Annotated in this window: 25 protein-coding genes; 8 read left to right on the top strand and 17 right to left on the bottom strand. The window is 63.6% G+C overall.

Annotation, left to right across the window (positions count from 1 at the left end):
- The 7 genes from QOL79_RS18450 to hutC form a co-directional block, all read left to right on the top strand.
- On the top strand, positions 1 to 1,100 hold a 1,100-nt coding region (locus QOL79_RS18450), incomplete at its 5' end, for a GGDEF domain-containing protein (protein WP_283420339.1).
- Between the two features lie 248 nt (positions 1,101 to 1,348).
- On the top strand, positions 1,349 to 3,427 hold the full coding sequence (locus tag QOL79_RS18445; RefSeq protein ID WP_058801293.1) for a hypothetical protein: 2,079 nt from the start codon (positions 1,349 to 1,351) through the stop codon (positions 3,425 to 3,427).
- 206 nt (positions 3,428 to 3,633) lie between these two features.
- The gene (locus QOL79_RS18440; protein ID WP_246553234.1) at positions 3,634 to 4,911 is read left to right on the top strand and encodes an MFS transporter; all 1,278 of its coding nucleotides are present in this window, start codon (positions 3,634 to 3,636) and stop codon (positions 4,909 to 4,911) included.
- A 54-nt stretch (positions 4,912 to 4,965) separates the two neighbouring features.
- Complete coding sequence (locus tag QOL79_RS18435; RefSeq protein ID WP_197410175.1) at positions 4,966 to 5,412, top strand: hypothetical protein; 447 nt, start codon at positions 4,966 to 4,968, stop codon at positions 5,410 to 5,412.
- A gap of 88 nt (positions 5,413 to 5,500) precedes the next feature.
- The gene (locus QOL79_RS18430) at positions 5,501 to 5,869 is read left to right on the top strand and encodes a nuclear transport factor 2 family protein (RefSeq protein WP_058457672.1); all 369 of its coding nucleotides are present in this window, start codon (positions 5,501 to 5,503) and stop codon (positions 5,867 to 5,869) included.
- The gene (locus tag QOL79_RS18425; RefSeq protein WP_058457671.1) at positions 5,862 to 6,497 is read left to right on the top strand and encodes a dioxygenase family protein; all 636 of its coding nucleotides are present in this window, start codon (positions 5,862 to 5,864) and stop codon (positions 6,495 to 6,497) included. The genes QOL79_RS18430 and QOL79_RS18425 overlap by 8 nt, the downstream gene beginning before the upstream one ends.
- Before the next feature lie 204 nt (positions 6,498 to 6,701).
- A complete protein-coding gene (hutC, locus tag QOL79_RS18420) occupies positions 6,702 to 7,472 on the top strand; it encodes a histidine utilization transcriptional repressor HutC (RefSeq protein WP_137867054.1) in 771 nt (256 codons plus the stop codon).
- Between the two features lie 4 nt (positions 7,473 to 7,476).
- Here hutC and QOL79_RS18415 read toward each other — a convergent pair whose 3' ends face one another.
- The 7 genes from QOL79_RS18415 to QOL79_RS18385 form a co-directional block, all read right to left on the bottom strand.
- Positions 7,477 to 8,211, bottom strand: a complete 735-nt coding sequence (locus QOL79_RS18415; protein ID WP_058457670.1) for a PepSY domain-containing protein — start codon at positions 8,209 to 8,211, stop codon at positions 7,477 to 7,479.
- Positions 8,208 to 8,912, bottom strand: coding sequence for a PepSY domain-containing protein (locus QOL79_RS18410; RefSeq protein WP_058457669.1), 705 nt, complete (start codon positions 8,910 to 8,912; stop codon positions 8,208 to 8,210). The genes QOL79_RS18415 and QOL79_RS18410 overlap by 4 nt, the downstream gene beginning before the upstream one ends.
- A gap of 10 nt (positions 8,913 to 8,922) precedes the next feature.
- A complete protein-coding gene (locus QOL79_RS18405) occupies positions 8,923 to 11,628 on the bottom strand; it encodes a TonB-dependent receptor domain-containing protein (RefSeq protein ID WP_058457668.1) in 2,706 nt (901 codons plus the stop codon).
- A gap of 285 nt (positions 11,629 to 11,913) precedes the next feature.
- On the bottom strand, positions 11,914 to 12,666 hold the full coding sequence (locus QOL79_RS18400) for an amino acid ABC transporter ATP-binding protein (RefSeq protein WP_039578994.1): 753 nt from the start codon (positions 12,664 to 12,666) through the stop codon (positions 11,914 to 11,916).
- Entirely contained in the window at positions 12,663 to 13,829 is a 1,167-nt protein-coding gene (gene metC / locus QOL79_RS18395; RefSeq protein ID WP_232003384.1) for a cystathionine beta-lyase, read from the bottom strand. The genes QOL79_RS18400 and metC overlap by 4 nt, the downstream gene beginning before the upstream one ends.
- Before the next feature lie 70 nt (positions 13,830 to 13,899).
- On the bottom strand, positions 13,900 to 16,092 hold the full coding sequence (locus QOL79_RS18390) for an ABC transporter permease subunit (RefSeq protein WP_223181174.1): 2,193 nt from the start codon (positions 16,090 to 16,092) through the stop codon (positions 13,900 to 13,902).
- Positions 16,089 to 17,159 carry an amino acid ABC transporter substrate-binding protein gene (locus QOL79_RS18385; protein WP_003046368.1) on the bottom strand — a complete coding sequence of 357 codons (1,071 nt, stop codon included), beginning with the start codon at positions 17,157 to 17,159 and terminating at the stop codon, positions 16,089 to 16,091. Before QOL79_RS18385 ends, QOL79_RS18390 begins: the two co-directional genes overlap by 4 nt.
- Positions 17,160 to 17,214: 55 nt before the next feature.
- On the opposite strand from QOL79_RS18385, the gene QOL79_RS18380 reads away from it, so the two are divergent.
- Positions 17,215 to 18,120, top strand: a complete 906-nt coding sequence (locus QOL79_RS18380; RefSeq protein WP_003046376.1) for a LysR substrate-binding domain-containing protein — start codon at positions 17,215 to 17,217, stop codon at positions 18,118 to 18,120.
- 36 nt (positions 18,121 to 18,156) lie between these two features.
- Here the strand turns inward: QOL79_RS18380 and QOL79_RS18375 are convergent, their stop codons facing one another.
- From QOL79_RS18375 to QOL79_RS18330, 10 genes are all read right to left on the bottom strand, one after another.
- Positions 18,157 to 20,628, bottom strand: a complete 2,472-nt coding sequence (locus QOL79_RS18375) for a TonB-dependent receptor plug domain-containing protein (RefSeq protein WP_003046379.1) — start codon at positions 20,626 to 20,628, stop codon at positions 18,157 to 18,159.
- A 75-nt stretch (positions 20,629 to 20,703) separates the two neighbouring features.
- Positions 20,704 to 20,898: a DUF411 domain-containing protein gene (locus QOL79_RS18370; RefSeq protein WP_058806627.1), complete on the bottom strand. Its 195-nt coding sequence runs from the start codon at positions 20,896 to 20,898 to the stop codon at positions 20,704 to 20,706.
- Entirely contained in the window at positions 20,870 to 21,217 is a 348-nt protein-coding gene (locus QOL79_RS18365) for a hypothetical protein (protein WP_003046382.1), read from the bottom strand. Before QOL79_RS18365 ends, QOL79_RS18370 begins: the two co-directional genes overlap by 29 nt.
- Before the next feature lie 26 nt (positions 21,218 to 21,243).
- On the bottom strand, positions 21,244 to 21,711 hold the full coding sequence (locus tag QOL79_RS18360; RefSeq protein WP_223181175.1) for a DUF411 domain-containing protein: 468 nt from the start codon (positions 21,709 to 21,711) through the stop codon (positions 21,244 to 21,246).
- A gap of 58 nt (positions 21,712 to 21,769) precedes the next feature.
- Positions 21,770 to 22,159 (bottom strand): DUF305 domain-containing protein, encoded by a 390-nt coding sequence (locus QOL79_RS18355; protein ID WP_223181178.1) that lies wholly within the window; start codon positions 22,157 to 22,159, stop codon positions 21,770 to 21,772.
- Positions 22,160 to 22,251: 92 nt separating this feature from the next.
- On the bottom strand, positions 22,252 to 23,463 hold the full coding sequence (locus QOL79_RS18350; RefSeq protein WP_003046391.1) for a copper resistance protein B: 1,212 nt from the start codon (positions 23,461 to 23,463) through the stop codon (positions 22,252 to 22,254).
- Entirely contained in the window at positions 23,460 to 25,295 is a 1,836-nt protein-coding gene (locus QOL79_RS18345) for a copper resistance system multicopper oxidase (protein WP_374046507.1), read from the bottom strand. Before QOL79_RS18345 ends, QOL79_RS18350 begins: the two co-directional genes overlap by 4 nt.
- Before the next feature lie 119 nt (positions 25,296 to 25,414).
- Positions 25,415 to 25,999, bottom strand: a complete 585-nt coding sequence (locus QOL79_RS18340; protein WP_003046398.1) for an RNA polymerase sigma factor — start codon at positions 25,997 to 25,999, stop codon at positions 25,415 to 25,417.
- A complete protein-coding gene (locus tag QOL79_RS18335; protein WP_003046401.1) occupies positions 25,996 to 26,433 on the bottom strand; it encodes a periplasmic heavy metal sensor in 438 nt (145 codons plus the stop codon). Before QOL79_RS18335 ends, QOL79_RS18340 begins: the two co-directional genes overlap by 4 nt.
- A 2-nt stretch (positions 26,434 to 26,435) precedes the next feature.
- Complete coding sequence (locus QOL79_RS18330) at positions 26,436 to 26,681, bottom strand: hypothetical protein (protein ID WP_137870392.1); 246 nt, start codon at positions 26,679 to 26,681, stop codon at positions 26,436 to 26,438.
- Positions 26,682 to 26,838 lie beyond the last annotated feature (157 nt).

Here is a 26,838-nt window from a genome sequence, read left to right as displayed (position 1 = left end):
TGCGCCGCCAGGGTCCCGCCTTTGCCGATCCGGGTCTCCTCTTCGAGGCGTGTCACCACGCCACGCAAGCGGGGGTGGTTATCGTTGGGATTTCCGGCGCGCTTGCCGCAGTCTACCATCTCGGACCGGTTGCCTTGGTGCAGGGCGGCCCGGTTTTCGAAGCGATCTTCTTCCAGTCCTATCTCGCCATTTTGCTCGGGACAGCACTGCCTGTGACCGCTCTCGTTGCCTCGCGCGCGGAGGCGTTGGCCGAGGCAGCGCGTCGGGAAGAAATGCTGCGGATGATTCTAGACCATTCCCCCGACGCGATCCTCAGTTTCGATGATGGCGGCAGTTGCCGTTGGGCCGATGGAGCGACCGACGAGCTGCTGGGATTAAGTGCTGGGTCCTGCCGCGGTGCCTTGATCGACGAGCTTGCGCTGAAGATCGGTCCGGTCCTGGCTAAACTATGCCGCGCCGCCCTTGCCGATCCCGCCGAAACCCAGATCGCCGATTTCGCTCCCACCAATCTCGAGGGTCGCACGCTCGAGGCGACGGTCAAGGCGGTTATGTCGGACGAAAAAGTGGTCGGAACAGTTGCGACTGTCCGTGACGTGACGGCGCAGCGAGCGCGCGAGCGGGAGATCGCGCGCCTCGCAATGACGGATCCCCTCACCAAAATTCCTAATCGCGCCGGCTTCGATGCAGCCATTGAGCGCGTTCCGATCAAGGGAGAGGCAGCCTGTATTGCCTTGATCGATATAGATAATTTCAAGGGCATAAATGACCGGTTCGGTCACAAGGCTGGCGATCGCGCGTTGGTCGAACTGGCCGCGGCTATTGTGCGTCTTTCCGGTAGCGATCATCTTGTGGCGCGATTGGGCGGTGACGAATTCCTGATCCTATTGGCTGGCGACATCACAGCAGCGCAACGTTTTTTCGGAGGGCTTCAAAGCGAGATCGCTATCCTTTCGGCATCGCTTGAGTTCGATATCACCATTAGTGGCGGGATTGCAGAACTGCATGCGTTGGCAGAAATTGACAGCGTATTTGAAGAAGCGGATCGGCGACTTTATCGCTCAAAGCGGGACGGGCGAAACCGGGTGACGGCGACCGCGTAATAGCGATCGTTGAATAGGACCGCGTTTAGCCTCCGAGGCCGGAACTTACCGCTCATGCCACCGGCGCGCTTGCGCCGGTCACGATTTCAGGGCGAGGCGCGATCATCCCCTGCAGCCGCTGTGCGGGAAATTGCGATTGCCGGGCCGGTCGGGCCTGCGCTAATATTGCGCGGCGGTGGGGAGGCGCAAACAGGGCAATGGAACAGGTGGGGACTCCATGTCGTGGCCAGTCCGCAGCTTACGCGTCTGTGTTCGGCCCGTTTCAACTCCGCGCGCCCGATCACCATGAAATTTCGATTACCAACCGCCGCGCCCGGGCTTTGCTTGCCATATTATGCCTTGTCGGCGACGAAGTGATCGAGCGCGATTTCCTGAGCAAGCTCTTGTGGCCCGGCCGCTTCGAGGCCCACGCCAGGGCCAGCCTGCGCCAATGTTTGCTCGATCTGGGCAAGCTGCTTGCGCCGCACGGAGCGGGCATATTGAACGTCTCGCGCAGCAGCGTCGCGCTGCGGCCCGGTGCCGTCACGACCGATCTTGCGGCGCTGGAGCGCGCGCTGGCGAGTGGGGATTTTCCTGCGGCGATCGCGCAGATCGACGCGATCGGGACGAAACCGATCCTCGACCAGATGGATTTCGGCGCCGCCTTCAACCAGTGGCTGGCGCGGCGCAGCGGCGATGCCGAGCGGCGGCTGCATGCGGCGGTCGAGGCCGGACTGGCCACGCTGGAGCGGGCCGGGGATCGCGACACGTCCGCGCGGCTGCGCGACGCATGGTCCGCTCGCGGTCCCGAAGCGCCCCCCGTCCCGGCCGCGGCGGCGGGCGGCGGACGGACGAGAATCGCGGTGCTGCCCTTCCAATCGGTCGGTGGGGGCGGTGCCCCCGATTATTTCGCCGACGGCGTCGTCGAGGAACTCATCACGGCGCTGGGACAGGTGCCGCAATTGCTGGTCGCCGGGCGAACCTCGTCCTTCCATTTCCGGGATTCGCCGCTGGCCCCGCCCGACATCGCGAAAGCCCTGCGCGTCTCGCACCTTGTCGAGGGTTCGGTCCAGCGACAGGGCGAAAGGCTGCGCGTCCATATCCACCTGATCGACGGGGCGACGGGTTTCGAAAGCTGGGCCCAGCGGTACGACGGATCGCTCGACGGGATATTCGCGTTGCAGGCGACCGTGGCGCAGGCGGTCACCAATGCGGTCGGCAATGTCCTGGGCATCGCGATGGCGCCGCCGCCGGCACGCGGCATGACCGGCAGCAAAAAGGCCTATGACCTGTTTCTGCAAGGCCGGTCGTTGAGCGCGCGGGTGTTTGGCGACGGGCTGTTGGAGACGGCCGTCGATCTGCTCGAACAGGCCGTCGCGCTCGACCCGCAGTTTGCCGAGGCCTGGGTCGCGCTGGCCGAGGCGCACCAACTGATCGCGGTCTACACCCCCTGCCTCGATCGTCGCGCAGCATCGGAACGCATGGCCGATTGCGCGCGCACTGCGATCGGACTCGCCCCCGGCCTTGGCTACGCCTATTCGCTGCTCGGCGTTCACCAGTGGACGCAGAACGACGTCGTCGGCGCGCTCGATCTGGCGTTCCAGGGCTATCGGCTCGAACCGAACAATCCGGCGGTCTGCATGCGGCTGGGTTCGTTCCTGCTCTATTGCGGACGCACTACCGAAGCGATGCAATATGTCGAGGCGGCGATCGATCAGGACCCGGTCGATGGCCGCAAGTTCAACCTGCGATCGGTCGGCCGGTTCAACCTGGGGGATATCGACGCAGCGATCGAGGCGGGACAGCGCATGGTCGACCTCGGCTTTCCGTCGATGTGGCTCGCGGTGGCCACCGCCGCGTCGGGGCAGCACGATCTGGCCGTCGAGCAATATCAGCAAACCCGCATGCTACTGAACAAGGTCATTTTCCCGCCCGCCGGGACCGATCCGATGCCCCCCGCGATGATGGACGCCTATTGGCACGTCGCGGCGCAAGGCGTGTGCAGCGGCCGCGACGAGGATCGCGCGACCTATTGTGCGATGCTCGACATGATGCAGACGCAATTGCACGACCCCGCCGACGCCTCGATCGTCCTGCCCGCGATCTTCATGGGCTACCCCGAACGGCTGTTCGAGGCCGTTAGCCATGCAATCTCGCCCGCGAACACGCTCTGCCTGCTGTCGATCTGGGCCGATGTCGATCCGATCCGGCGGATCTGGCAGCATCCCGAATTCATTCCCTTTGCCCAGCGCATCGGCCTGGCGGCCGCTTGGGACAAATATGGCTGGCCCGACCTGCTCCCTGCGCCCAGCAATCGTCTGGAAACATCACCCCTCTTGCCGAATTGACGCGCGCTTGACGCTTTATTGACGATGGGCCGATTGACGGCTGACGCTACGGAAATGCAAAGTCCGCAGCGGGCATAACAGACATTTTGAAGGCGCATGGCGCGGGCCGGTTACTCCGGCTCCGGCGACGGGAAGCCTGTGTCTGCGCCGGGGAGCATGTCATGGCGGCGAACCACAGGCACGTATCGGCAATCGGACGGTCCGCAATGGGCAAGGCGTTCTGGCGCATCCTGCCGCTGATCCTGATCGCCTATCTCTTCGCCTATATGGACCGCGTGAACGTCAGCTTCGCGGCGACGCAGATGAACGAGGATCTGCGGTTCAGCGCCACGATCTACGGACTGGGCGGCGGCCTGTTCTTCCTCGGCTATGCGCTGTTCGAAATTCCGTCGAACCTGATGCTCGTGCGCTTTGGCGCGCGCCGATGGATCGCGCGGATCATGATTACCTGGGGACTGCTGTCGGCGGCGATGATGTTCGTCGCGACACCGATGCAATTTTATGCGCTCCGCTTCCTGCTCGGCGTGGCGGAGGCCGGATTCTACCCCGGCGTCATCTTCTATTTTTCCGGCTGGTTTCCGCCCTGCCATCGCAGCCGCGCGGTCAGTCGCTTCTTCATCGCTTCGCCGTTGGCGTCGGTCGCGATGGGGGGCATGTCGGGATGGCTGCTCGCGCTCGACGAAACCGGCGGGCTGCACGGCTGGCAATGGCTGTTCCTGGTCCAGGGCCTGCCGACCGTGGTGTTCGGGCTGGTGGTGCTGCGCTATCTGCCCGACGCCCCGGCGACGTCCGCCTGGCTCACAGCCGACGAAAAGGCGTGGATCGAGACCGAGCTGGCGCGCGAACAGGCGCGGATCGGCGCCCCCGCCCGCCACGATGTGCTGGGCGCCTTTCGCAATCCGCGCGTGCTGCTGCTGGGCGCGATCGGCTTTCTGCTGATCGCCGTCATCACGACGGTCATCCTGAATGCGCCGCTGATCCTGCTAGAGGCGACGGCGCTCGATACCAAGTCGATCGGCTATCTGGTGGCGCTCGGCGGTCTTTTGGGGGCCGCGGCGATCCTTGTCCTTGGCAACCATGCTGACCGGAACGGCGACCGCTGGGGCGCGGCCTTCCGGTGCGGGATCGTCCTTGCCGCCGCGGTGCTGGTCATGGGGCTGTCGCCGTCACCGCTGCTGACTTGCATCGCCTATCTCGCTTTCGCGGCCGTGTGTTTCGCGATCCCGATGCTGACATCGTCGGGCTGGGCCGAGGCGCTGCATGTGCGCGAGCTCGCGGTCGGGGCGGCCGCCATCAACACGCTGTCGCAGATCGGCGCCTTCCTCGCGCCCTATGGCTGGGGTGCGGCGAAGGATGCGACGGGCAGCTTCGAGCTCGCGCTCGTCGTCTTTTCGGTCGTCGCGCTGCTGATGTCGGCGCTGATCCTGGTGCTGCGTCACCGGCTGCGCGGGCACAGCGCGCCCGCCGACGCCGTGCCGGCCTAGTTTTTTTGCAGACGCCCGCCCGATCCCGGACGGGAAGATTGGAGGGAAGAGACGATGACGAAGATGAAAACATTGTTCGCCGGGGCTGCGATACTGATCGCCGCCGCGCAGGCCGCGCCCGCGATGGCGCAGGAATCGAGCTACAGGCCGGGCACGGTTTGGAATGCAGGCCGGATCGACGTGCTGCCCGGCCAGTTCGAAAACTATATGGACTGGCTCGCCACCAGCTGGAAAAAGATTCAGGAACTGGGCAAGGCCGAAGGCATTGTCGTGGACTATCATGTGCTTGCGACCAACAATGCGCGAGCCGGTGAGCCCGACTTGATCCTGATCGTCGAATATAAGGACTATCTGACGACCGCGCAGCAGGAAGCCTTCAACAAGAAGGTCAATGCCATGCTGTCGCAGACCGACCGCACCGCCGGCGCCGCCAGCGCGGAACGCGGCAAGATGCGCGAGCAACTCGGCAGCATCGAATATCAGGAACTGATCCTGAAATAGGTGGGCCGGTGCGGAGACACGGCAGGCGACGCGTCAATCCCGCGCCGCCCGCCGCGCTCCGCTTCGCCGCCATTTGAAAGGGGTGGTGATGGCATCTATCCACGACATCGCCCGCGATTTTACGGCACTGCTGCGCGACGGTGCGTTCGAAACCGCCGGGGACCGTTACTGGTCGCCGGACGTGACCAGCATCGAACCCGCGGCTTTACCCGGCGGCATCAGCACGGCGGTGTCGGGGATCGAAGCGACGCGGATCAAGCGCAGCGCCCGCTTCGGTGGCGCCCGGATCGACGAGATCGGCATCGACGGCCCCTTCGTCACCGGCGACCAGTTCGCGCTGTTTCTGGACATGGTGCTGGTCGATCCCGCGAGCGGCGAACGCCAGCCCTTCACCGAAATCGCCCTGTACACCGTGCGCGGCGGTCAGATCACCGAGGAGCGATATTTTTATGACTGACACCCAATTCTCGCGCCGGGCCTTCGGCGGCTCGGTCCTCGCGCTGGCGGCGATAACGGCTTCCAGAGCTGGAGCTGCCGAGCTTGACCCAACGCCGTTCCAGACGATCGGTCCCTTCTATCCGGTTCAGCGGCTTGCGGAGGAAGACGCCGACCTGACCTGGATCAAGGGGCACAAGAAACGCGCGGAGGGCCATGTCATTCAGGTGACGGGGCGCGTGCTCGATCGTTTCGGCCATCCGGTCAGCGGCGCGCGGCTCGAAATCTGGCAGTGCAATTCGCTCGGTCGCTATGCGCATCCGAACGACAGTGCCGCGAACCCGCTCGATCCCGACTTTCAGGGCTTCGCTTCGATCCGGACGGGCGCGCGGGGCGAGTGGCGGATCACGACGATCAAGCCCGCCGCCTATGATTCGCCGATCGGCCGCCGAACCCCGCACATCCACTTCGATGTGAGGGGCAGACACCAGCGCCTGATTACCCAGATGTATTTCTCCGACGATGATGCGTCGAACAGCAAGGACGCCCTGTATCGGGATCTGGGTGGCAGCGCCGAGCGCGCCGTTGCCGGACTCGGCGCACCCGGCCATTATGGCTGGGACATCGTCCTGATGGACGCCGGACGGTGACCGCTGCGGCGCTCGCACCGACCGGCGGGCTTCAGATGCGCCTGGGCATCGCCCTTACACGGGCAATCCGCGTCAAAATGTGACTGAATCGGGCGGCGTCCTACGGAAGCGCGACTTGGTGGCTTCGAATTACGGCGCCTAGTTTTACCTCAAGACAGTCTGGAACGCTTGGAATCTATATGGTTTCACCTGTATAGACGGGTGATGGATCTTACCCCTCGACTGAATTCGAACATCGCCCAGCGGTCTGCCGACGGCGTTTTATCGGATGCCCCACCGCGCTACGCAGCGATCAAGCAGAGCATCCATGATGCCATCCGCGACGGTCGTCTGAAACCGGGCGACCGAGTGCCGTCAGAGGCGGAACTCGTCGGACAGTTCGATGTCTCGCGCATGACGGCAAACCGGGCGCTTCGCGAGTTGCAATCGGCGGGTATCATCGTGCGCCGCGCCGGCAGCGGGTCATTCATCGCCGAGCCGAAGCCGATCGGTCATATGATCGAGATCCGGAATATCGCCGAGGAAATTCGGGGACGCGGCCATGACTACCGGGCGAGGGTCATCCAGAATGTCGAGGAGAAGGCCAGCGCCGACACCGCCGTTCTGCTGGAAGTGCCGGTGGGCACGAGGATCTTCCACTCGATCATCGTCCACCATGAGGCCGAGTTCCCGATCCAGCTCGAAGAGCGGTTCGTGCTCGCATCCGCCGCTCCCGATTATGGCACACTGGATTTCACGCAGTTGACGCCCAACGAATATCTGACGCGCACTGCGCCGCTCGAGCGGGTCGAGCACCGCGTCCGCGCGGAAATGCCCGACGCGCGCACCCGCGGCGTGCTTGGTCTGAACGAGGGGGAACCGATTCTGCGCATGACCCGGCAGACCTGGAGTAGCGGTCGACTGGTGTCGCACGCCTGGCTCTCCCATCCCGGCACACGCTTTGAGCTTTCAGCCGCCTTCGCGGTCGGGGACTGACGGCTCAGGCCGTGCTGCGGGTAACGATGGGCTTGCGGCGACGGCGCAGCCAGCGGAAATCGGCGCGGCTGAAGCTTTTGAAGAGCAGATAGAATCCGGTCCCGGACAACCACAACGTGCCGAATGCGACGAAGATGATCAGCGGGTGGTTGAAACTCTTCCGGTTCACATAGTCCATATTGTGGAGCATCCAGAAGAAATCCCAGGTCCGCCAGGTATCGCCGCGCATCACGAGGAAGCGCGCCGTATCGAGCGAGACATAGGCGCTGCTATTCTCGGCGTCGGCAAAGTCGACGCGCCACATCGCACCTTCATGGTCGCGTGATTCGAGGTTGGGCTTTGCAATCACGCTCACCTTGCGGATTGGTGCCTCGTTCATCATCGATGCGACTTCGCGGGCCATCCCTTCATCGACGCGAATATCCTCGCCGCTCGTAGCGTCGACCAGCCGCACGCCCTTGGTGGTGCGGAGCTCGTAGATCGGTCGAGCGCCAAGATCGCGCAAAACCACCCCGGTTACGGGATCACCGCGCGGCAAGGCGGCGACGTCAAAATACTCTCCCGCGGGCAGGGCATGCGCGTGGCTCATCCCGCCGCCGTGTCCCCCGACCTTGTCCTTGTCGAGCAACGCCATCACCGAGCCGCTCAAGGCCCAAAGGAGGAACTGGAGGCCAAGGATGAGCCCCACCCATTTGTGGATGCGCCGAAAAAAGAGCGGCGTCAGCCGGATGCGTTTCATGCCTGCTTCCTCTTGCGGCGTTTGAAGGACCAGATCAGCAGCCACGCACCGGAAAGCGCCATCGCGAAGACACTCCAGGTTGCGACGCGCAGCAGCGGGTTGTTGACGTCGGTCCGCTCGTCATAGTCCATGATGTGGAGCATCCACGCAAAGTCGAACACGCGCCAGAGTGCGTGGCGGCGCGAGATGAGCTCGCCGGTCGTCGGCGAAAGATAGAGCGTCGGACGGCTCCAGCCTTCGAACTCGACCTGCCAATAGGGCGGCTTGCGCGCCTGCATTTCCTGAGGTGCCTCGGTCAATAGTCGCACCGAGACGATCTTGCCGTCACCGGTGAAGATGCGCCGTGCCTGTTCGCGGACCTGGGACTCGGTCAGGGCAGGCAGCGGCGCACCCGAACGCGCGTCGAACAGGCGCGCGCCTTCAGGGGTCTCGGCGCGCCAGACCGGCTGGCCAAAAAAGCGCTGGAGACGGATTTCGGACACCCCCGGCGCAGCCGCGACGACCTTCGACGGCGCTGCGAGGCCGTCGAGGTCGAAGGGCTGGGTCACCGGGGAGCGCACCAGATGATCGCCATGAATGGTGTCGATGTGAACGACCACCATGTAAAAGCCCGTCAGTGTCCAGAGCAGAGCCTGGACGCCAACCGCGAGGGCCAGCCATTTATGCGTTCGCCGGACGAACAGTGGCCAACGGATTGCCATGCCCCTGCTCTCAGAAAGCCGTGCGGAAGCCGACGTAGAAGCGCCGTCCGAGCAGGTCGTAGGTCATCGTATCGGTGTTCGCATCGGTGAAACTCTGGATATAGGGCGCTTTGCGATCGAAGACATTGTCGACGCCGACCTGGAACCGCGTCTTCTCGTCGATCTCGAAAGCGACCTGGAGATTGTGGTAGAACACGTTGGGCGTGCTGTAGCCGATTTCGCCGGGCGACGCGTTGAAGTCGGTCGCTTTGCCGATCCACTGCGTCGACCAGGTCGCGCTGATCCCATCCTTCTCGGCGGTCAGCACGCCATAACCGCGCCACTTCGAATAGCCGCCGTTGCCGCCGCCGATGAAGCCGTCGAAATCGATCGGTGCGCCGCCAGGGAAAGGCAGGACGACATATTTGTTCAGATAGGTCAGGTTGACGTCGAGCGAGATGTTCACGCTGCCGATACCGCCCGCATAGACCAGACCAAGGTCAAGGCCGTTCATCTCCTCGCGGCCGGTGTTGATCGGCTGCGCGGACAGGAAGGTGACCTCGCCAGTCAGCGGGCTTCGGGTGAAATCGTCGCAGAAAGGATGCGACAGATTCTGGCTCGCGTAGCAGATCGACAGCTTGGTGGACCCAGGAATCGCACGGATCGCGTCCTTGATCTTGATGTCGAACCAGTCGGCGGTGAGCGACAGGCCGGGGACCAGCCCCTTCGGCGAGACCACCGTGCCGACTGTCCAGGTGGTCGAGCTTTCGGGCTGAAGATTCTCGTTACCACCGACCGTAGTCAGGATTGTCGTCCCAAGCTGGACATAGTTGGCGGGAACGCCGGATGCCTGGCAATTCGCGATCAGCGTTGCATTACCGCTCGTAGAATAGCGCGAGCAAGGATCGGTCGTCGTCAGATTGCCTTCCGATACGCCGCCGAACAGCTCCGGGACGTTCGGAATGCGGAAACCCGTTCCATAGGTTCCGCGCAGGCGGAAGCTGTCGTTGATGACCCAGTCGACGCTACCCTTGTAGTTCCAGTCGCTGCCGAACAGGTCGTAGTTCGAGTAGCGAACCGCGCCGTCGAGCGTGAGGGACTGGAAGAAGGGCTTGTCAGCAAGGATCGGCACCGACAGTTCGAGATAGGCTTCCTTGGCGATGCTCGTTCCCGAGATCGGGCTCTGCTGGTTGGTATTCGCGATACCGAGCACGGTCAGCGGATCCGGATCGCGCCAGCCCTTCTCCTTGCGATAGACGACGCCCGCCGCGAAGGAGACGGGTCCTGCGGGCAGCTTGAACAGGTCGCCGTTGATGTCGGCGGTGACCGTCGCCAGTTCGTTGCCGCCGCGATCGCGCGACGTGAACAGGATGTAGTCGAGAACCTGCGGGGTCAGGTCGCCGAAGCCGAGATAGTCAGCGCAGGGGATCGTCGCACCGGCCGCAAGGCTGCACTTGGTCGTGTCGATGGTGTTGCGGACACGCTCCAGATTGGCGATGTTGGTCGAGCCGTCGACCGCGGTATTGCGCCCGAACGCACCCGCGACTTCCCATCCCCAATTGTTGGACAGCTTGCCGCGCAGGCCGAACGTGCCCTGCCAGGTATCGGTCTCCTGAAAGAACTGGCGCGGGCCGGGCTCGGCGAGGCGGCGCTGGATGAGGACGATATTCTGCCCCGTCGGATTGGTAGGATTGCTCGCCGCAATCGAGAGGTTGCGAAGCGTTCCGGGCGTCGCGATCTGGTTCGACTTGCGGAAGGTATAGAGGAACTCGCCGAACGCCTCGATATTGTCGGTGATGTCATAGTCGGCGAAGAAGGCCGTGCTGACGCGCTCCACCGGGCTCACCGCGTTGAGGAACGGGTTCGAATTGAAATTATGCTTCGCCGCGCTGTAGGGCTCGAAGAAATTGCCGTTGCCGCCCAGCACCTGATTGAAGTTGATCTGCTGCCCGTTCGGCAGCACCGCGCGGCCGCCAATCGTCGAGGCGCTGTTGACGCACGACAGCTGGCCCGGGGTCGTTTCGGCGAGCGAGCAGGGCGCACGCGTCGCCATGTTGACCGCCTTTGTCTTCTGATAGGTGACGGCCGCCATGAAGCCGCCGCGATCGTTGCGAATTCCCCAGAGGAGGTCGGCCGTGAAATCCGACCCATCGCCCTTTTCGGTGATGCCCTGACGAACGCTCAGCCCTAGGCCTTCATAATCGGTCCGGGTGACGAGATTGACCACGCCCGCCATCGCATCAGCGCCGTAGATCGCCGATGCGCCGTCCTTCAGCACATCGGTTCGCGCGAGCGCGGCGACCGGGATCATGTTGAGGTCGGGCGACGAGTTCGCCCCCGTCCCGCCCGCAACGAGACGGCGGCCGTTGAGCAGCACAAGGGTGCGCTTGATGCCGAGGCCGCGCAAGTTTACCTGCGCCGTGCCATAGCCGTTGTTCGCCCAATAAGCCGAGGTCTGGTTGCCCGCGAAGCCGGCGTTGGCAGGGAGGCGTTGCAGCACCGTCTCGATATTGACGAGGCCGGTGTTTTCGATCTGCTCGGCCGAGACGACGGTCGCGGGACCGACGCCCGCGAGGTCCTGGCGACGAATGCGCGAGCCGGTCACGACGATGTCCGATCCGTTCGGAGCATCCTCGGCGGCGGGCGACTGCGTCGCGGCACCGCTCTGCGCAAGCGCGGGTGTTGCAAAGGTCGCGACCGCTGCGGCGCTGGCGAGCAAAATTGTCCTGGTCATCATAGCGAAACCCCCTGATGGTTGGCTGATTCCCCTCAGAGAGCATCAAATGTATATACAGGTCAATAGGATTTTATTGAATCATATCAATTAGTTATGAAGGAAATTCGGGGCGCACGATACCTATTAGATACGCACCCCAAAGCTCTACCCCTCATCGATTTTGAAATTTTTTTTCCGGCCTGAGCCTTTTCGCGCAAGGAGCCGGCTGGCCCCTCCCTCGGCTTGCTTATGAAATGACATGATTAAGTGGGTCGGCACAGCTTGGGGGCGACCGGCTTGAGCCGCTCAATGCGAAAGTATCTGTTCGAGAAAGGTCCGTGCGCGCTCGCTTTTCGGCGCGGCGAAAAAATCTGCCGGCCTTGCGTCTTCGATGATCTGGCCCTGATCCATGAAAAGCATGCGATCGGCCGCCTCGCGCGCGAATCCCATTTCGTGCGTCACGCACACCATCGTCCGTCCTTCGCCGGCAAGGGACGTCATCACATCGAGTACCTCCTTGATCATCTCGGGATCGAGCGCCGATGTCGGCTCGTCGAAGAGAAGAATCCGGGGCTCCATCGCCAGAGCGCGGGCTATCGCGGCCCGCTGTTGCTGCCCTCCCGAGAGCTGCCCCGGATATTTGCCCGCCTGGTCGCCAATCCTCACCTTGTCCAAATAGGATATGGCGCGCGCCTCCGCCTCCGGAAGAGACAAGCCGCCGAGCAGGACGGGCGCGAGGGTGCAATTCTCCAGCACCGTCTTGTGCGGGAACAGATTGAACTGTTGAAAGACCATGCCGACGGCGCGGAGCGCCGCAACGGCCTCCCGCGACGCGTCGGTTATCCTGGTTCCCTCGATCAGGACGGCACCGGAGTCGGGCACCTCGAGCCTGTTCATGCAGCGAATGAGCGTCGATTTGCCGGAGCCCGAAGGCCCGCAAATCACGATCCGCTCGCGCGGGGCGATTTCGAGGTCGATCGAGCGGAGGGCATGATAGGCGCCATAATATTTGTCGACCTGCCGCAAGCTGACGGCCGCGTGGCCCGAGGCGTCGGTCATGACGCCTGCCCCCGGCCGCGGAGCGCTCGTACCCGCGCGAAGGCTGCGGCGAGGTCGGCGATCAGATCCTGCGGCGCTTCGAGGCCGGCGTGAATGCGGATCAGCGCCCCATCTGCCTCGCCATTGGGAAAATCGCGGATCGGAGCGGGCCACGCCGGAACCGCGAGACTTTCGAAGCCGCCCCAGCTCGAACCGAGCTGGAATAGCGAGAATTCGTTGAAAAAGGCGCTGGTTTCGGGCGGGGTCAGGCCATCGAGCTGAACACCGAACAATCCGGAAGCACCGGTGAAATCCCGCTTCCAGATTGCATGGCCGGGGTCGGCGGGATGAGCCGGATAGCGGACCGCAACCACTTCGGGTTGCTGGGCGAACCATTCGATCAGCGTCGCTGCGGTGCGCTGGTGGCGTTCAAGGCGCGCATCGAGCGTCCTGATGCCCCGGTGGACCAGATAGCAATTGTCGGGACTCGCGCAGTTGCCCCAGCGCGCCGCCGCGTCCTTGAGCTGGCGGTAGACGGCATCGCTGGCCGCCGTCATCGTGCCGAGCAGACAGTCGGAGTGCCCCGAGAGATATTTGGTTGCCGAAGCAAGCGAGATGTCGACGCCATGGGCCAAGGGCTTGAAGAAGAGCGGCGTGGCCCAGGTGTTGTCGAGAGCGGTCAATATGCCCCGGCTGCGCGCAACCGCCGTGATCGCGGGGACGTCGATCATATCGAATGTCTGCGAGCCCGGGGTCTCCATATAGATGAGCCGGGTGTTGCTGCGGCACAGCCCGGCAATCTCCGCTCCGATATCGGGCCGGAAATATTCCACCTCGACCCCGAAACGCGCGAGAACGTCGGTCAGAAACTTGCGGGTCGGCCCATAGACGCAGTCCGCGACGAGCAGATGGTCGCCCCCGGCCACGAAAGCCGTGAGGGCTAGCGCGATTGCGCTGGTTCCGGACGAGGTGATGACGGTCGCGCAGCCGCCTTCAAGTTCGCTGACAGCCTCGGCGAGCGCAAAGGTCGTTCGCGTTCCGTACAGGCCATAGATGACCTCATCGTAGAGACCCTGGTGCCGGTCCATATAGGCCTCGACGCTGTCGTAGATAATGGTGGAGGCCCGGTCGACGGGCGGATTGATGAGGCCCCGCTGATCGCACGGACGGGGACCGCCGTGCACGGCACGCGTCGGATCCTGCCAGGCGCGCCCTTTCGGGCTTGCCGGCTCCCCGGGCCATTTTCTGTCGTGATTATCCTGCATAGTTTAGTTTCCGTTCGATCTTCATGCTGAGCCGGGACAGGGAGAAACAGAGGAGGAAAAAGATTGTCCCGGTAAAAAGATAGGCTTCGGCGAAATAGGGTCGCCATTGCGCCTCGACGTAGGAGAGGCGGGTCGTCTGCAACAAATCGAAGACGCCGACGATGAGGACGAGCGTCGTGTTCTTGACCTCGCTGATCGAAGTGTTGACCAGCCCCGGCACGCTGACTTTCAGCGCCTGCGGCAACAGGATATGGCGCCGCGCCTGCCATTTGGTGAGGCCAAGAGCATGCGCGGCCTCGGCTTGCCCGACGGGAACCGCCAGCAGGCCGCCCCGGATGACCTCGGCCATATAGGCGGCAGTGAAGAATATGAGCGCGAGCTGGACGCGCGGCAGGCTGTCGATCGAGAGATAGGAGGGCACGAACAGCGGGAACAGGACCGCAGCGAGGAAGAGCACTCCGATCAGCGGCGTTCCGCGAACCAGCTCGATGAAGGCGACGCTCGGCCAGCGAATGCCGCGCCGCGCCGACCTGCGGCCGAACGCGAGGAGTATAGCCAATGGAAAAGCGCCGACCACCGCAAGGCTCGCGAGCAGCAATGTGACCGGCAGGCCGCTCCACTTCTCCATCGGGACATAGGAAAGGCCCGCGAATCCTCCTCGTAGCAGAAGTACCGCCACGGCGATTGCGCCGAGCCAGACAAGCCCGAGGCGGCTGCGCCAGAATCGCGGGACGAAGGAGAAGGCAAGGCATGAAAGCAGCGCGGCCGCCGCTGCTGCGGACCGCCACTGCTCGGCTTCGGGATAGGTGCCAAACAATATCAGCCGCGCATTTTCGCGGAGGAATGGCCAGCAAGCACCGCTGGCCAAACGGCAATCGGCCGCGCCCCCGGCGAAGGTCGCGTCGAACAGCAGCCACGAGAGCCCCTTGCCGGCGAAAGCCGCGGTCATGGCGAGGATCGCGATGGTGAGTATCGACTGGCGTCCTCCTCTGAACAGATTGCGCCGTATCCACGACGGCCAGGCGGTCGCCGAGCGCAGCGGAAAGGGTTCGAGGGGCGCCGACTGGATGCTCCGGCCGGGCTGCCCGGCGACGCTCCAGCCCAACTGGCGGGCATAGAGGCCGGTGACGAACGACAAGGATAGCGAAAGCAGCAGGAAGGTCGCGACGATCAGGCCGACGCCCTCGATCGCCTGCCCTGTCTGACTGATGACGGTATCGACCACCGAGACAAATTCGGGATATCCGATCGCGACCCCCAGGGAGCTGTTCTTGATCGTGTTGAGATGCCAGCTCGTCATCGGCGGTATGGCGATGCGCAGCGCTTGCGGCATCACGATCCGTCCCATTGTTTGCGCGGGCGACAGGCCGAGCGCTTTGGCGGCCTCGCTCTGCCCTGCGGGAACGGCGAGGATCGCGCCGCGGAATATCTCGGCCAGATAGGCCGAGGCATAGACCGAAAGGCTGGCGACCAGCGTCAGAAACTCCGTGGAGAGCGACAATCCGCCGACGGTTCCGAAGCGCCCCGCCCGCGGCAGATCGATCCCGCCCCACAGCAAGAGCGGCACCAGGGAGATGCCGGCGAAGGCCAGCGCAGTGCGCGTGCGAACGGCTCCTCGCCGCACGGCACCCAGCAGGATCGCACAGGCGACGATCGCGATGAGAAAGACCGGCCGTCCCGGATCGGCCAAGGAGAGCGCGGGGAGGTGCAATCCCCGATTATCGAGGTCGAACGGTCCGACGGCGCCCGGGCCGGGTCCGGGCAGACCGAACAGCAGCGCGGCGTACCAGACGAACATCTGGAGCAGCAGCGGAATATTGCGAACCAGCTCGATATAAAGGCCGGAGAGCCTCGCAAGCAGCCAGTTGGACGACAGGCGCGCCATGCAGACCGCGAGGCCGAGCAAGGTCGAGAAGATGATGCCGAGCGCCGATATCAGGAGCGTGTTGAGAAGACCCACCGCCAGCGCCGCGGCATAGGAATCGCCCGGCGCGTAAGCAATCAGCGTTTCGCCAATCGCGAAACCCGCCCGGTCGAACAGGAAACCGAACCCCGTCCGGATGTTTCGGTCCGCGAGATTGTCCGCCAATGTCGCAAACAGGCCGTAGGCGACCACAAGCCCGCCCGCGATCAGCAGCCAGGGTAACGCAGCGATGGCAAGCCGCCTGTGTTTATGAGTCATCGCATCGGCAACGGGTAGATCAGCCCGCCGTCCCGATAGAGCTTATTCTGTCCGCGTTCGACGCCGAGCGGCGTAATGTGCCGGTCGAAGATTTCGCCATAATTGCCCGTCGCCTCGATCGCGCGATACGCCCAGTCATCGTCGAGGCCGAGCGACTTGCCGAATCCGGGCAGGCCGCCGAGCATCTTGCGCACTTCGGGGTCACGCGAGGCCATGCGCATGCGCGCTGCATTCGCGCGGGTGACCCCCATTTCCTCGGCAGCAAAGAGCGCGTTCAGCACCCATTTGTTGATCTCATACCATTGCTCGTCGTCGCTGCGCACGACGGGACCTACCGGCTCCTTGGTGAGTCGTTCGGGCAGCACAACATAATCGTCCGGATGCGCGGTATCGGCGAGACGGATCACGGTCAGCGTGAAGGCATCGGTGGTCATCGCGTCGCACCGCCCGGCAAAGAAGGCGAGCTTGGCTTCCTCGGGATTCTCGAACACGACGGACTGGAAACGCAGCCCCTTGCGCTCGAAATATTCGGCGGTGTTGAGTTCGGAGGTCGTCCCCTTGGTGATGCAGATCGATGCGCCATCGAGATCCGTCGGAAGCCGCACACCCGATCGCCGGGGCACCAGGAAGCTCTGCCCGTCATAATACATGGTGCCGACGAAATTCACCCCGAGGTCGGTGTCGCGCGTCAGCGTCCATGTCGTCGTCCGCGACAGGACGTCGGCCTCGCCCGTCTGCACGATCGTGAAGCGCTTGTTCGAGGCGACCGGCATGAACCGGACCTTGCGGGCATCGCCGAGGACCGCAGCGGCGAGCGCCCGGCAGTAATCGACGAAGAAGCCCTGCCAGCGTCCGCGTTTGTCGAGATAGGACATGCCGAGCTGCCCCGTATGAATTGCGCAATTGAGCGTTCCGCGCGCGCGAATCCGCGCAAGCGTCGATCCCTTCGCCGCGGCGATTTCATGCCCACCGGTGCCGGCGGGCTCGCGGCCGCAGCCGCCGAGTAACAGGGCGCCTGCGGCGAGCAGCGCCGGTAACCAGCGGCGCGATGCGTGCGACCTATTCATAAACGAGGCTTTCAATGCTAGCGCCATAAGAAATAGCTATAGGGAGCGATGTCCGATGAACCTGCGTCACCTCGAAGCCTTCAGGGCCGTGATGCTCTCGGGATCGGTCACCCAGGCCGCGCAGTCGCTCAACCTGTCGCAACCCGCGGTGAGCAAGATGCTTGCCGAGCTCGAGCATCAGCTGGGCTTTCAGCTCTTCCTGCGTTCGCGCGGCAGCGCGCTCACCGTGACGCCCGAAGCCGACGCCTTTTTCTACGAAGTCGAGCGGAGCTTCTCGGGCATTGCGGCCCTGAAGCGGGTAGCGGAAGACATCCGCAACATGGCGACCGGCACGCTCCGGATCGCCGCCCTTCCGGCGCTCGCGGTCAGTTTCCTGCCGCGTGTGATCGCGGCCTTTCGCGAGACACATCCCGGCGTCACCGTTCAGCTCCAGACCCGCAGTTCCTCGACGGTGCGGCAATGGATGGCGAACCAGCAGTTCGACATCGGGCTCGCGACGCCGGCGCGCGAATTGCCCGGCATAAGGATGGAGCGCTTCCTGCGCTGCCCCGGCGCCTGCGTTCTCCCTGCCGGCCACCGCTTGGCCGTCAAGGACGTCATCCGGCCGGCCGATCTCGAGGGCGAGCCCTTCATTTCGCTCGCGCTCGAGGACGGCGTGCGTCACCGCATCGACCGCATTTTCGAGGACGCGGGCGTCCACCGCGAGATGGTCATCGAAACCCAATATGCGATGACCATCTGCGCGCTTGTCATGCAGGGGGTCGGATGTTCGATTCTCAACCCCGTGACCGCAGCGGATTATGCCGAGCGGGGCCTTACGGTCCGTGATTTCGCGCCGGAGGTCCATTTCGAATATATGCTCTTCACGCCGAAGTTGAGGCCGATGTCCCAAGTCGCTGCGGCCTTTATCGCGGTGCTCGAATCCCACCGCGACGCGATGTTCGGCTCCGACGCCAGCTGAAGACACAAGACGCCGCACGGCCCTCACGGCCACCGATCAGAAGGAGGCGGTCGCGCGGACGTACCAGAAGCCCCCGTTGAACCCCGTCGGCGCGAAGCGGAGATATCGGATCCCGTTGTTGATCTGGGATTGCCGCGCCTCGACGTCGGGGTAATTGTCGAAGATATTCTCGCCGCCGACCGCGAGCTTGAGCATGTCGCTAACCTTGTAGGACAGCTCGAGATCGACCAGCAGTTCGGCGCCGCCCGTCTGGTCGGCAGCCGGTGCGGCGCCATAGTCGGTCCATTTGCCATAATAGTTCGCGCGCGCGACGAAGCCGAAGCGCTCGCCCGCATAAGTGAAGGACGCATTGCCCTTCCACTTCGGAACGAAGCCCTCGAGTTCGAGCAGCCGCTCGCGGTCCGCAGTGATCACCGGCGAGGCCTTGATGACATCGGTTTTGGTATAGTTGCCGTTGAGGCCGAGCGTGGCCTTGCCGTCGCCGAGGTCGAAGCCCACGGTGAGCACCGCATCGACGCCCTGGGTGCGGCTGTCGAAGGAATTGGTGAAGAAGCTCACCTGCTGGAAGGAATCCCCACCGGGAATGCCAAGCGCCGCGAGCTGCGCACGCTGCGCCGGGGTGAGATTGAAATTGCCCGATACGGCGATCCGGTCTTCGACCTTGATGTTGAAATAGTCGAGCGTGAAGGTGATGCGATTGGAGGGCTTCACCACGATGCCGCCGGCGACGTTGAACGAATTCTCGGGCCGAAGCGGCGTCGCGCCGAAGAATTGCGCCACCGGATTGTTGGGCGCGATAATGCCTGCGGTCAGCGGCGCCCCGGTTATCGAGTCGATGTTGGTCTGGACCTGCGAGGCGTTCGACTGGCCCGGCGTCGGCGCCCGAAAGCCGGTGTTGACCGATCCGCGCACCGCGAAGACGTCCGAGAAATCATATCGCCCGTTGATCTTCCAGGTGAATTTCGAGCCGAAGTCCGAGTAATTCTCGTAGCGGCCGGCAAGGCCGAACTGGAGCGCGTCGGTGAGATTGCCTTCGAGCGACGTATAGGCGGCCCAGTTGCTGCGCGCGAACTCGCCCGCCTGGATGGGACTGAAGCCCGGGAAGCCGTTCGAGCCGACCGGCAGTCCGACGCGGTTTCCGGTATCGGGATCGATGACCGACGCGAAAGGACCAACCTGCCATGATGCGATGTCGCCGGCCGTGATCTCATATGTCTCGCGCCGATACTCGAGACCGCCTGCAAGCGTCAGCGGATCGGAGGTGCCGATCGCGATGGGGTAAGTGAGATCGAGATTGAAAGCGAGTTCGCGCTGCTCGAGCTGCCCCGGCTTGAAGGAGGTCGGCGACGCGAGGCCAAGCGACGGATTGACCGTATTTTCGATCCGGTAGGAAGCATGGTTCTGACCATAGGAAGCGCTGAGGTCATAGGTCAGGCCCGAGGAGAATTCGCCCTTGAGGCCGGCCGCCAGCGCCGCATCGGTCACCGTGGCACCGAAATCCGGGGTGAAACCGCCGGGAAAGAGCTGGCGGAAGCTGAACCGCTGTCCTCCGGGCGTATTGGTGAGCGGAATCGAGGTGGAAATGAAGCTGGCATCGGGGTTGCGGTAAAAGAAGGCCGTCGTGCCGCGGCTCCAGCTATAGTTGCCGAAGGTGTAGAATTCCATCTCGTCCGACAGTTCGATGCCGGCATTGACGAAGATGCGCGCCGCCTCGGATTCGGGATTTCCCCAGCGCTGCGCCGGGACCGGGACATCCTGAACGCCGGCATCGATGAGCGCCTGCGCGTCGGGACGCTGAATGCCGCGCGACGTCGTGCTGGCGTTCACATATTCGCCGCTGATGTTGACGAAACCGGCGTCGGTGAAGGGAAGCCCGACATTGCCCTGGACGAGGAAATCCTCGCCGTCGCCCTTATAGAATTGGCCATAGCGGGCGATCAGCAATCCGCCTTCGCGGTCGCGGCGCAGACCGAAATTGAGGACGCCGGCGATCGCATCCGATCCATAGAGCGCCGACGCGCCGTCACGCAGAACCTCGAGCTGGCCGATCGCGATCGACGGGATCGCCGAAAGATCGGGTCCCTGCGATCCCCGGATATAGGGAACATTGGTGAACTGGACCGTCGCGCCGCGATGGCGCCGCTTGCCATTCACGAGCACCAGCGTCTGGTCCGGCGGCAGGCCGCGCAGCGAGAAAGGCCGGGTAAAAACGGCGCCGTCGTTGCTGACGAGGCGCTGGACATTGAGCGACGGGACCTCGGTGCGCAGGAGATCATTCATGTCGGCCGTGCCCTTTTCGAGCAGTTCGGCACCGGTGATGATGTCGATCGGCTGAGCGGAATCGGCCGCCTTGAGATCGTTCCGCCGCGTACCCGTCACGACGATTTCGCCCTGCGACGCGCCTGGCCCCGGCGCCTCTTTGGCGTTATCCTGCGCGAAGGCGGCGGCGGCCGACATGCCTGCCAGGACGGCGATAATCGAGCCACTCGTGCGAAGCAATTTTCTCATGGTCCCCTCCCATTTGCGAAAGCTCTCGGCTTCGCCACCGAGCTATCTTCGCGGCCTTGGCATGACCAGAAATAATCACCACTCATCGCTATAAACGAGATGGTTATTCCATATGGTTATATCTCTCGCTGCGGCATCGAGCAGCGCCCGACCGCGCGGCATGCCGGGCGCGGCGATGCCGGACACTTCGCGCAGCTTGTCCTCGACCGCCCGGGCGACATGCCGCGTCGGCACATGCTCCTTATTTTTTGTCCATATCGTGCCCGGCATGAGGATCGGGTTCGGGTTCGACAGGTTTCGGCGCTTCCGGCGCGGCCTTTGCCCGCGGCGGCACAGCGGCCTTCGCGGCGGGTTCTTGCTTGGGGCGGGATTTCTCCGGAGGCATCGCTTCTTCGGTCGGCGCCGCCGGGGCAGACGCGGCGGGCGGCTCGTCCGCTACGGGCATGGTCTCGACCATTGCGGGCGGCTCACCGGCAGTGACCTCACTCTGTTCCGGTGTGACGTCGCTCTGCTGCGCGGGCTCAGTGCCGCATCCTGCCAGAGCAAATATCAGCGCGGCGGCGCTCGCTAGGGGAATGAATCTCGTCATATCTGTCTCCTCTTCGTGTCGGCAGGTCATGCGCGGAATTCAGAAACCTTGCCGTCGCTGCCGAATGCCATCACTTCGAATGCGTCCGCGCTTCCGTCCGGCATTTCCATTCCCGGAGAACCGCGCGGCATGCCGGGCACGGCGATTCCGCGAATGTCGCGTGGCTTGTCGTGGAGGAGTCTCGCAACATGCCGCATCGGCACATGACCCTCGATCGCATAGCCGCCGATCACGGCCGTGTGGCACGACGCCAGCTGGCCAGGCACACCATATCGCGTCTTTACGGCGGCCATGTCAGCGCGGTTCTCGACAGTCACATCATAACCGGCCTTGCGTGCGATATCCGCCCAAGCTTCGCAGCAGCCGCATTCGGGATCGCGATAAACGAGCATTCGCTTGGGGCTGGACGTCTCGGCGCCCGGCGCGGGCGCCGCGCCATTCTTATCGCTGGTCGCCGCCGGGCCCGAGGCAGAATTGCATGCCGCAAGCGCCATCCCCGATCCGACCGCAATCAGGCCGAAAAGATGACGGCGCGTCATCAGATTTTTCATGTCATTTCCTCGCGAGAATGGATTTCATCTGTTCGATTTCGGCCGCCTGCCCCGCGATGATGCCGCGGCAGAGTTCGCGTATCTCGGCATCTTTGAGAGAAGCCTGTTCACACATGAGGATCGCGCCCGAGTGATGCGGGATCATCGAACGCAAGAAGGCCGTGTCGCCGATCGTCGTCTGTGTCCGGATGAGCCCGAAGCTCCCGAAGAAGGCAACTGCCGATCCCAGCAGCAGGAACGTATTGAGACGTTTCGACGGGAACATGCCCGGCATTGCGACGATCATCAGCACGACCATCGGCGAGACCATCATCAGCGTCATGTAGAGCATGTTGAGATTATTGTAGAAGCTCGAGAGGCGGTCGATCATGACGAACATCACCAGATACATGATGACGCCGCTGACGATCGTCTGCAGCGCGAGGCTGCGATAGGCTGGTTTCACGGCATTTCTCCTCGACGTGTCGCCACCCCGCGAAACTTCTAGAACCAGGCCCGCACCCCCATCACGAAGCTGACGCCGCTCGCATCCTCGCCCGCGGCGCGGGCAAAACGCGCGGTATCGCCGACCTTGCGCGCCCATTCGACGCCGACATAAGGCGCGAATTCCTTCACGACCTCGTAACGCAGGCGAAGCCCGAGCTCGAAATCCGAAAGCCCCGAACCAACGCCGGTCTCGGGGACATCCTGGAGCGCAAAATTGACCTCCGCCATCGGCTGGAGGATCAGTTTCTGGGTGATGCGCTGGTCGTAATAGCCTTCGAGCCGGGCGAGCAGATCACCCTTGTTCGAAAGAAACAGCGCGCCCTCGACTTCGAACCAATAGGGGGCGAGCCCCTCGAAGCCGATCGTCGCATAGGTGCGGTCGGGGCCGGGCCCAAGATCCTGCCTGATACCCGCCTGCGCGTTGAAATAGGGTCCGATCGCCCGGCTGTAGAGCGCCTGTACCTCGGCGCTCTCGATGCCTTCGCCGAACACGCCCTCGCCTTCGCTCTTGATCGTCAGCCGGTTAATGTCGCCGCCGTACCAAGCCTCACCGTCCCAGCGGAACCCGTCGCGGCCCTTGCGCGCCTGATATTCGGCAAGGTTGAAGCTGATGAAAGCGATGGTCTGCGCACCATTCTCTTTCATCATGTCGTGGCGCGAATGCTCCATTTCGGCTTGGGGATAAATGCGATCGGCATACCAGTCGCCGGGAGGCGCAGGCGCGGTAGCATCGCCCGGCGGCAAATCGGTGCCGCTAGCGCTGCTCGTGGTCGCCATGCCTTCCATTCCCGCCATCGCGTCCGCAGATCCGCCCTTCGGGGTGCAATGGCCCATTTTGGCATGTTCGGGCGGGCAATCGGGATCGGACGGCTGCGGTGCGCCATGATCCATCGCACCCATGTCCGAAGCGCCCTTGCCTGGAGCTTCCGCCTCAGGCGTACAATGACCCATCGCCGCATGTTCGGGCGGGCAGCTTGAAGCCTCGGGTTCCATGTCCATGCCCTGCATGTTCCCATGGTCCATCTGCTCCATCGACCCTTCGGCGGGCGCTTCGGGCGCGGACTGCGCTACGGGTGCTGGCGTTGGCGAGGGAGCGGGTGTCGGCGCGGGCGCCGCACCATGCATCGAATGATCCATCGACTGCGCCGCGGCGGGCACAGCAAAGGCCAGCGGGGCGATACCCGCGAGGAGAAGCGCGACCCGGGTCATTCGCCGTCTCCCTTCGGACGGACGCTGACGACGCGCATCATCCCCGCGTGCATGTGATAGAGAAGGTGGCAATGGAACGCCCAGTCGCCGAGCGCGTCGGCGGTGAAATCGAAGCTCGCGATGCCGCCCGGCTGGACAAGCACCGTATGCTTGCGCGGCGACCGGTCGCCCTTGCCCGTCACCAGTTCGAAAAAATGGCCGTGGAGGTGGATGGGGTGGCTCATCATCGAATCGTTGATGAGGTTGATCCGCACGCGCTCTCCCTCGATGAAGGGGATGGGCTCGTGATAGTCGGACATCTTGATGCCGTCGAACGACCACATGAAGCGTTCCATATTGCCGGTCAGATGGATGTCGAGCGAGCGCGAGGCGGCGCGGGTATCGGGGTTGCGCTCGAGCGCGACAAGGTCATGGTAGGTCAGCACCTTGTGCCCGACATTCTCCAGTCCCTGCCCCGGCTCGCCCATGCGATCCATCGGCATCGGCGAGATCGTCTGAACGCTGGGATCGCGCTTGACCTGCGGCGCGACACTGAAGTCGCGCATGCTGTGCTGCATGCCTCCGCCAGATCCATGATCCATGCCCGCCATCGCGCCGCTTTCCCCCGCTGGCGTACAATGGCCCATCTTGGCATGTTCGGGAGGACAAGAAGGGTCGCTCGCCGGCATGGGCATGGCGCCCATATCGCCGCCCGAATGGTCCATACCCGCCATCGCGCCGCCCGACATGTCGCCCATGCCCATGTCCTTCATGGTCGCGAGCGGCCGTTCGCGGAGCGGCGGCACCTCGGCGACCATGCCAGCGCGCGGTGCGAGCGTCGCGCGTCCCATGCCCGAGCGGTCATTGGCCTCGGCAACGAGCGTATAAGCACGGTCCTCGACCGGGGTCACGATGACGTCATAGGTTTCGGCGACCGCGATCTGGAACTCGTCGATTTCGGTCGGCACGACATTGAGCCCATCAGCCTGGACGACGGTCATCCTGAGGCCCGGGATACGGACGTTGAAGATCGTCATCGCCGACGCATTGACGATGCGCAGGCGTACCCGCTCGCCGGGGCTGAAGAGCGCGGTCCAGTTGTCGCGCGGACCATGGCCGTTGACGAGGAAGGTGTAGGTCGAACCATTGACGTCGGCGACGTCGGTCGGGTCCATCCGCATCTTGCCCCAATCGATCCGCTCCTTGAGCGGTTGATCCTTGCCGGCAAGCAGGCCCGCCAGCGTCTGGCGCTGCATGTTGAAATGGCCGGGATTGACCTTGAGCTTGCGGAAGATCGCCTCGGGCGACAATTGACTGTGGTCGGACAGGACGACGACATGCTCGCGGTCGTAGCCGATCGGGTCGGCGCCCGCGGGATCGATGACGATCGGGCCATAATGGCCGAGCTGTTCCTGAAGCCCCGAATGGCTGTGATACCAATAGGTCCCCGATTGAACGACCGGGAATTCATAGACAAACTTCGAGCGCGGCTTGATCCCGGGGAAGCTGACGCCGGGCACGCCGTCCATCTGGAACGGCAGGATCAGGCCGTGCCAGTGAATCGAGCTGTCCTCGTCGAGATCGTTGACGACGGTGAGGCGCGCGTTTTGTCCCTCCTTCAGCCGGACGAGCGGCGCGGGCACGGTGCCGTTGATCCCGATCGCGCGACTGACCTTGCCGTCGATGCGCATCGTCTGGCGCGCGATGCGCAGCGTTATGTCATTGCCGGATACGGTCGGAAGCGGCGCGGTGATGCCGGACGACACCGGCTGGGCCCAGGCCGGGAACCATGCGGCCATCGCCGCAGCAGCCCCTCCACCCAAAGCTCCACTGACGAACCGACGCCTTTCCATCTGCATATTCTTTCCGACCGTTACTGACTGTTCCTAAAGCTATACGCAGGCGGCACGCCTGCCCCTCAATAAAAATGCCGGACGATGAGGAGATGCCGCCTGAACGAGCGGTCGAACCCTCAACCCTCGGCGCTCGCAGATGTTCCCGCGAGCAATTCCCGGAGCCTGGTCCGCGCTCGATAGAGGCGCGTTTCGACTGTTTTCTCGCTGACCCGCAAAATGACCGCTGTTTCGGCCTGGCTGACCTCGTCGACACCGCGGAGGAGCAACACTTCGCGCAAATTCTGCGGCAGCTGATCGATCGCCCCGCGAACCCTGGCGAGCTCTCGCCTGTCGGTCGCCGCGGAATCGGGCCCAGGACCATCGCTTGCTACGTGATGCGCATTTTCGAGCGGGAGCGCGCGGGAGAAAAAGGCGCGCACCTTTCGCCGTCGTGCCCAGTCGCGACATTTGTTGAGCGCGATACGGGCGATCCATGTGCGGAAGGGGCGTTCGCCATCATAGCGATCGAGCGCCGAAAAGCCGGAGACGAACGTCTCCTGCGTCAAATCCATCGCCTCGTCGGCATCGCCGATCTGCTTTACGATGAGCCGGTAGACGCCCGTTTTGTAACGGCGCAGCAACTCGCGATAGGCGTCTTCGCGGTGCGCGCGCGCAAAGGCCGCCAGATCCTGGTCGCTACATTGCGATAGGTCGGCGCTCACCGCGCATCGGCGGTCAGCGCCTTGACCACGCTTTTGTCGAACATTTCCGCTTGATCGGGGTTGAGAACCCCGCGCATCGCGAAGAGATGCTGGAGCGTTTCCTTCTGCAATGTCCCCATCACCTCATGCGTCTCGTCGATCGCCTCGGTGACGCGCGGTCCATAGCCATGCTCGGCTTCGATCGCCTGCGCGAGCCGGACATTGGCGGCGCGCATCTCGAGTTCGAGCGCCTGGCGGCGACCGGCGAAGTCGGCTTCGATCCGCTCGAGTTTCTTTTCCTGCTCCGGGGTCAGGTCGAGTTGGCCGTGGAGAAGCGCATGAAGTTCGGTTTCGCTGGCTTTGGGCGCATCGGCTACCAGACGGCCGATGAACACGCCGGCAATCGCCGCGGCGAAGGCAATGAGCCCCAAGAGAAGAAGACGGCGCGACGGCATCGCTACTGTACATCCAGCAAGGTGGAAGGCACCAATGCGCTAGGCGGGCCGAATGGGGTCAGGGGGCTTGCCGCGACCGCCGGCTGGGAAATCGCACTCCCCGCAAAGACACCGCCGCCGAGCGAGACAAAGGCCGCGAGCGCCATCAGGCGGCGCATCGCTACCGCTTCGCGCCGGCGGATCGCCAATGCGCCCATGATGCGATCATCGAGCGCATCGAGCGCTGCGGGCAGATCGATCCTGTTCAAAATGCGAAGCTCCTTATCCATCGATCGTCTCTTCAAACCTTTCCATCATTGTACATACGCGCCGAAGCGCCTCACCCCTCACACCAGAATATTATTCCGGAATATTTGAGGGCCATGCCGATATCCTGCGTATTAGCAGGACAGACACGCATTTGGA

Origin of the sequence: Sphingopyxis sp. Geo48 (assembly GCF_949769155.1) — a bacterium.
Lineage (GTDB): Bacteria > Pseudomonadota > Alphaproteobacteria > Sphingomonadales > Sphingomonadaceae > Sphingopyxis.
This window is presented reverse-complemented; position numbering and strand designations above follow the sequence as displayed.

Excerpts from the sequence above, each read along its gene's own strand:
- QOL79_RS18390 (WP_223181174.1), bottom strand. The coding sequence starts at position 16,092 with ATGACTCATAAACACAGGCGGCTTGCCATCGCTGCGTTACCCTGGCTG.
- QOL79_RS18370 (WP_058806627.1), bottom strand. The coding sequence starts at position 20,898 with ATGCCGGGCACGATATGGACAAAAAATAAGGAGCATGTGCCGACGCGG.
- QOL79_RS18410 (WP_058457669.1), bottom strand. The coding sequence starts at position 8,912 with ATGGCAATCCGTTGGCCACTGTTCGTCCGGCGAACGCATAAATGGCTG.
- QOL79_RS18380 (WP_003046376.1), top strand. The coding sequence starts at position 17,215 with ATGAACCTGCGTCACCTCGAAGCCTTCAGGGCCGTGATGCTCTCGGGA.
- hutC (WP_137867054.1), top strand. The coding sequence starts at position 6,702 with ATGGATCTTACCCCTCGACTGAATTCGAACATCGCCCAGCGGTCTGCC.
- QOL79_RS18335 (WP_003046401.1), bottom strand. The coding sequence starts at position 26,433 with ATGCCGTCGCGCCGTCTTCTTCTCTTGGGGCTCATTGCCTTCGCCGCG.
- QOL79_RS18355 (WP_223181178.1), bottom strand. The coding sequence starts at position 22,159 with ATGTATCTGGTGATGTTCGTCATGATCGACCGCCTCTCGAGCTTCTAC.
- QOL79_RS18350 (WP_003046391.1), bottom strand. The coding sequence starts at position 23,463 with ATGACCCGGGTCGCGCTTCTCCTCGCGGGTATCGCCCCGCTGGCCTTT.
- QOL79_RS18400 (WP_039578994.1), bottom strand. The coding sequence starts at position 12,666 with ATGACCGACGCCTCGGGCCACGCGGCCGTCAGCTTGCGGCAGGTCGAC.
- QOL79_RS18345 (WP_374046507.1), bottom strand. The coding sequence starts at position 25,295 with ATGGAAAGGCGTCGGTTCGTCAGTGGAGCTTTGGGTGGAGGGGCTGCT.
- QOL79_RS18425 (WP_058457671.1), top strand. The coding sequence starts at position 5,862 with ATGACTGACACCCAATTCTCGCGCCGGGCCTTCGGCGGCTCGGTCCTC.
- QOL79_RS18430 (WP_058457672.1), top strand. The coding sequence starts at position 5,501 with ATGGCATCTATCCACGACATCGCCCGCGATTTTACGGCACTGCTGCGC.
- QOL79_RS18415 (WP_058457670.1), bottom strand. The coding sequence starts at position 8,211 with ATGAAACGCATCCGGCTGACGCCGCTCTTTTTTCGGCGCATCCACAAA.
- QOL79_RS18385 (WP_003046368.1), bottom strand. The coding sequence starts at position 17,159 with ATGAATAGGTCGCACGCATCGCGCCGCTGGTTACCGGCGCTGCTCGCC.
- QOL79_RS18365 (WP_003046382.1), bottom strand. The coding sequence starts at position 21,217 with ATGACGAGATTCATTCCCCTAGCGAGCGCCGCCGCGCTGATATTTGCT.
- QOL79_RS18435 (WP_197410175.1), top strand. The coding sequence starts at position 4,966 with ATGACGAAGATGAAAACATTGTTCGCCGGGGCTGCGATACTGATCGCC.
- QOL79_RS18405 (WP_058457668.1), bottom strand. The coding sequence starts at position 11,628 with ATGATGACCAGGACAATTTTGCTCGCCAGCGCCGCAGCGGTCGCGACC.
- QOL79_RS18440 (WP_246553234.1), top strand. The coding sequence starts at position 3,634 with ATGGGCAAGGCGTTCTGGCGCATCCTGCCGCTGATCCTGATCGCCTAT.
- QOL79_RS18375 (WP_003046379.1), bottom strand. The coding sequence starts at position 20,628 with ATGAGAAAATTGCTTCGCACGAGTGGCTCGATTATCGCCGTCCTGGCA.
- QOL79_RS18360 (WP_223181175.1), bottom strand. The coding sequence starts at position 21,711 with ATGGCGCTTGCGGCATGCAATTCTGCCTCGGGCCCGGCGGCGACCAGC.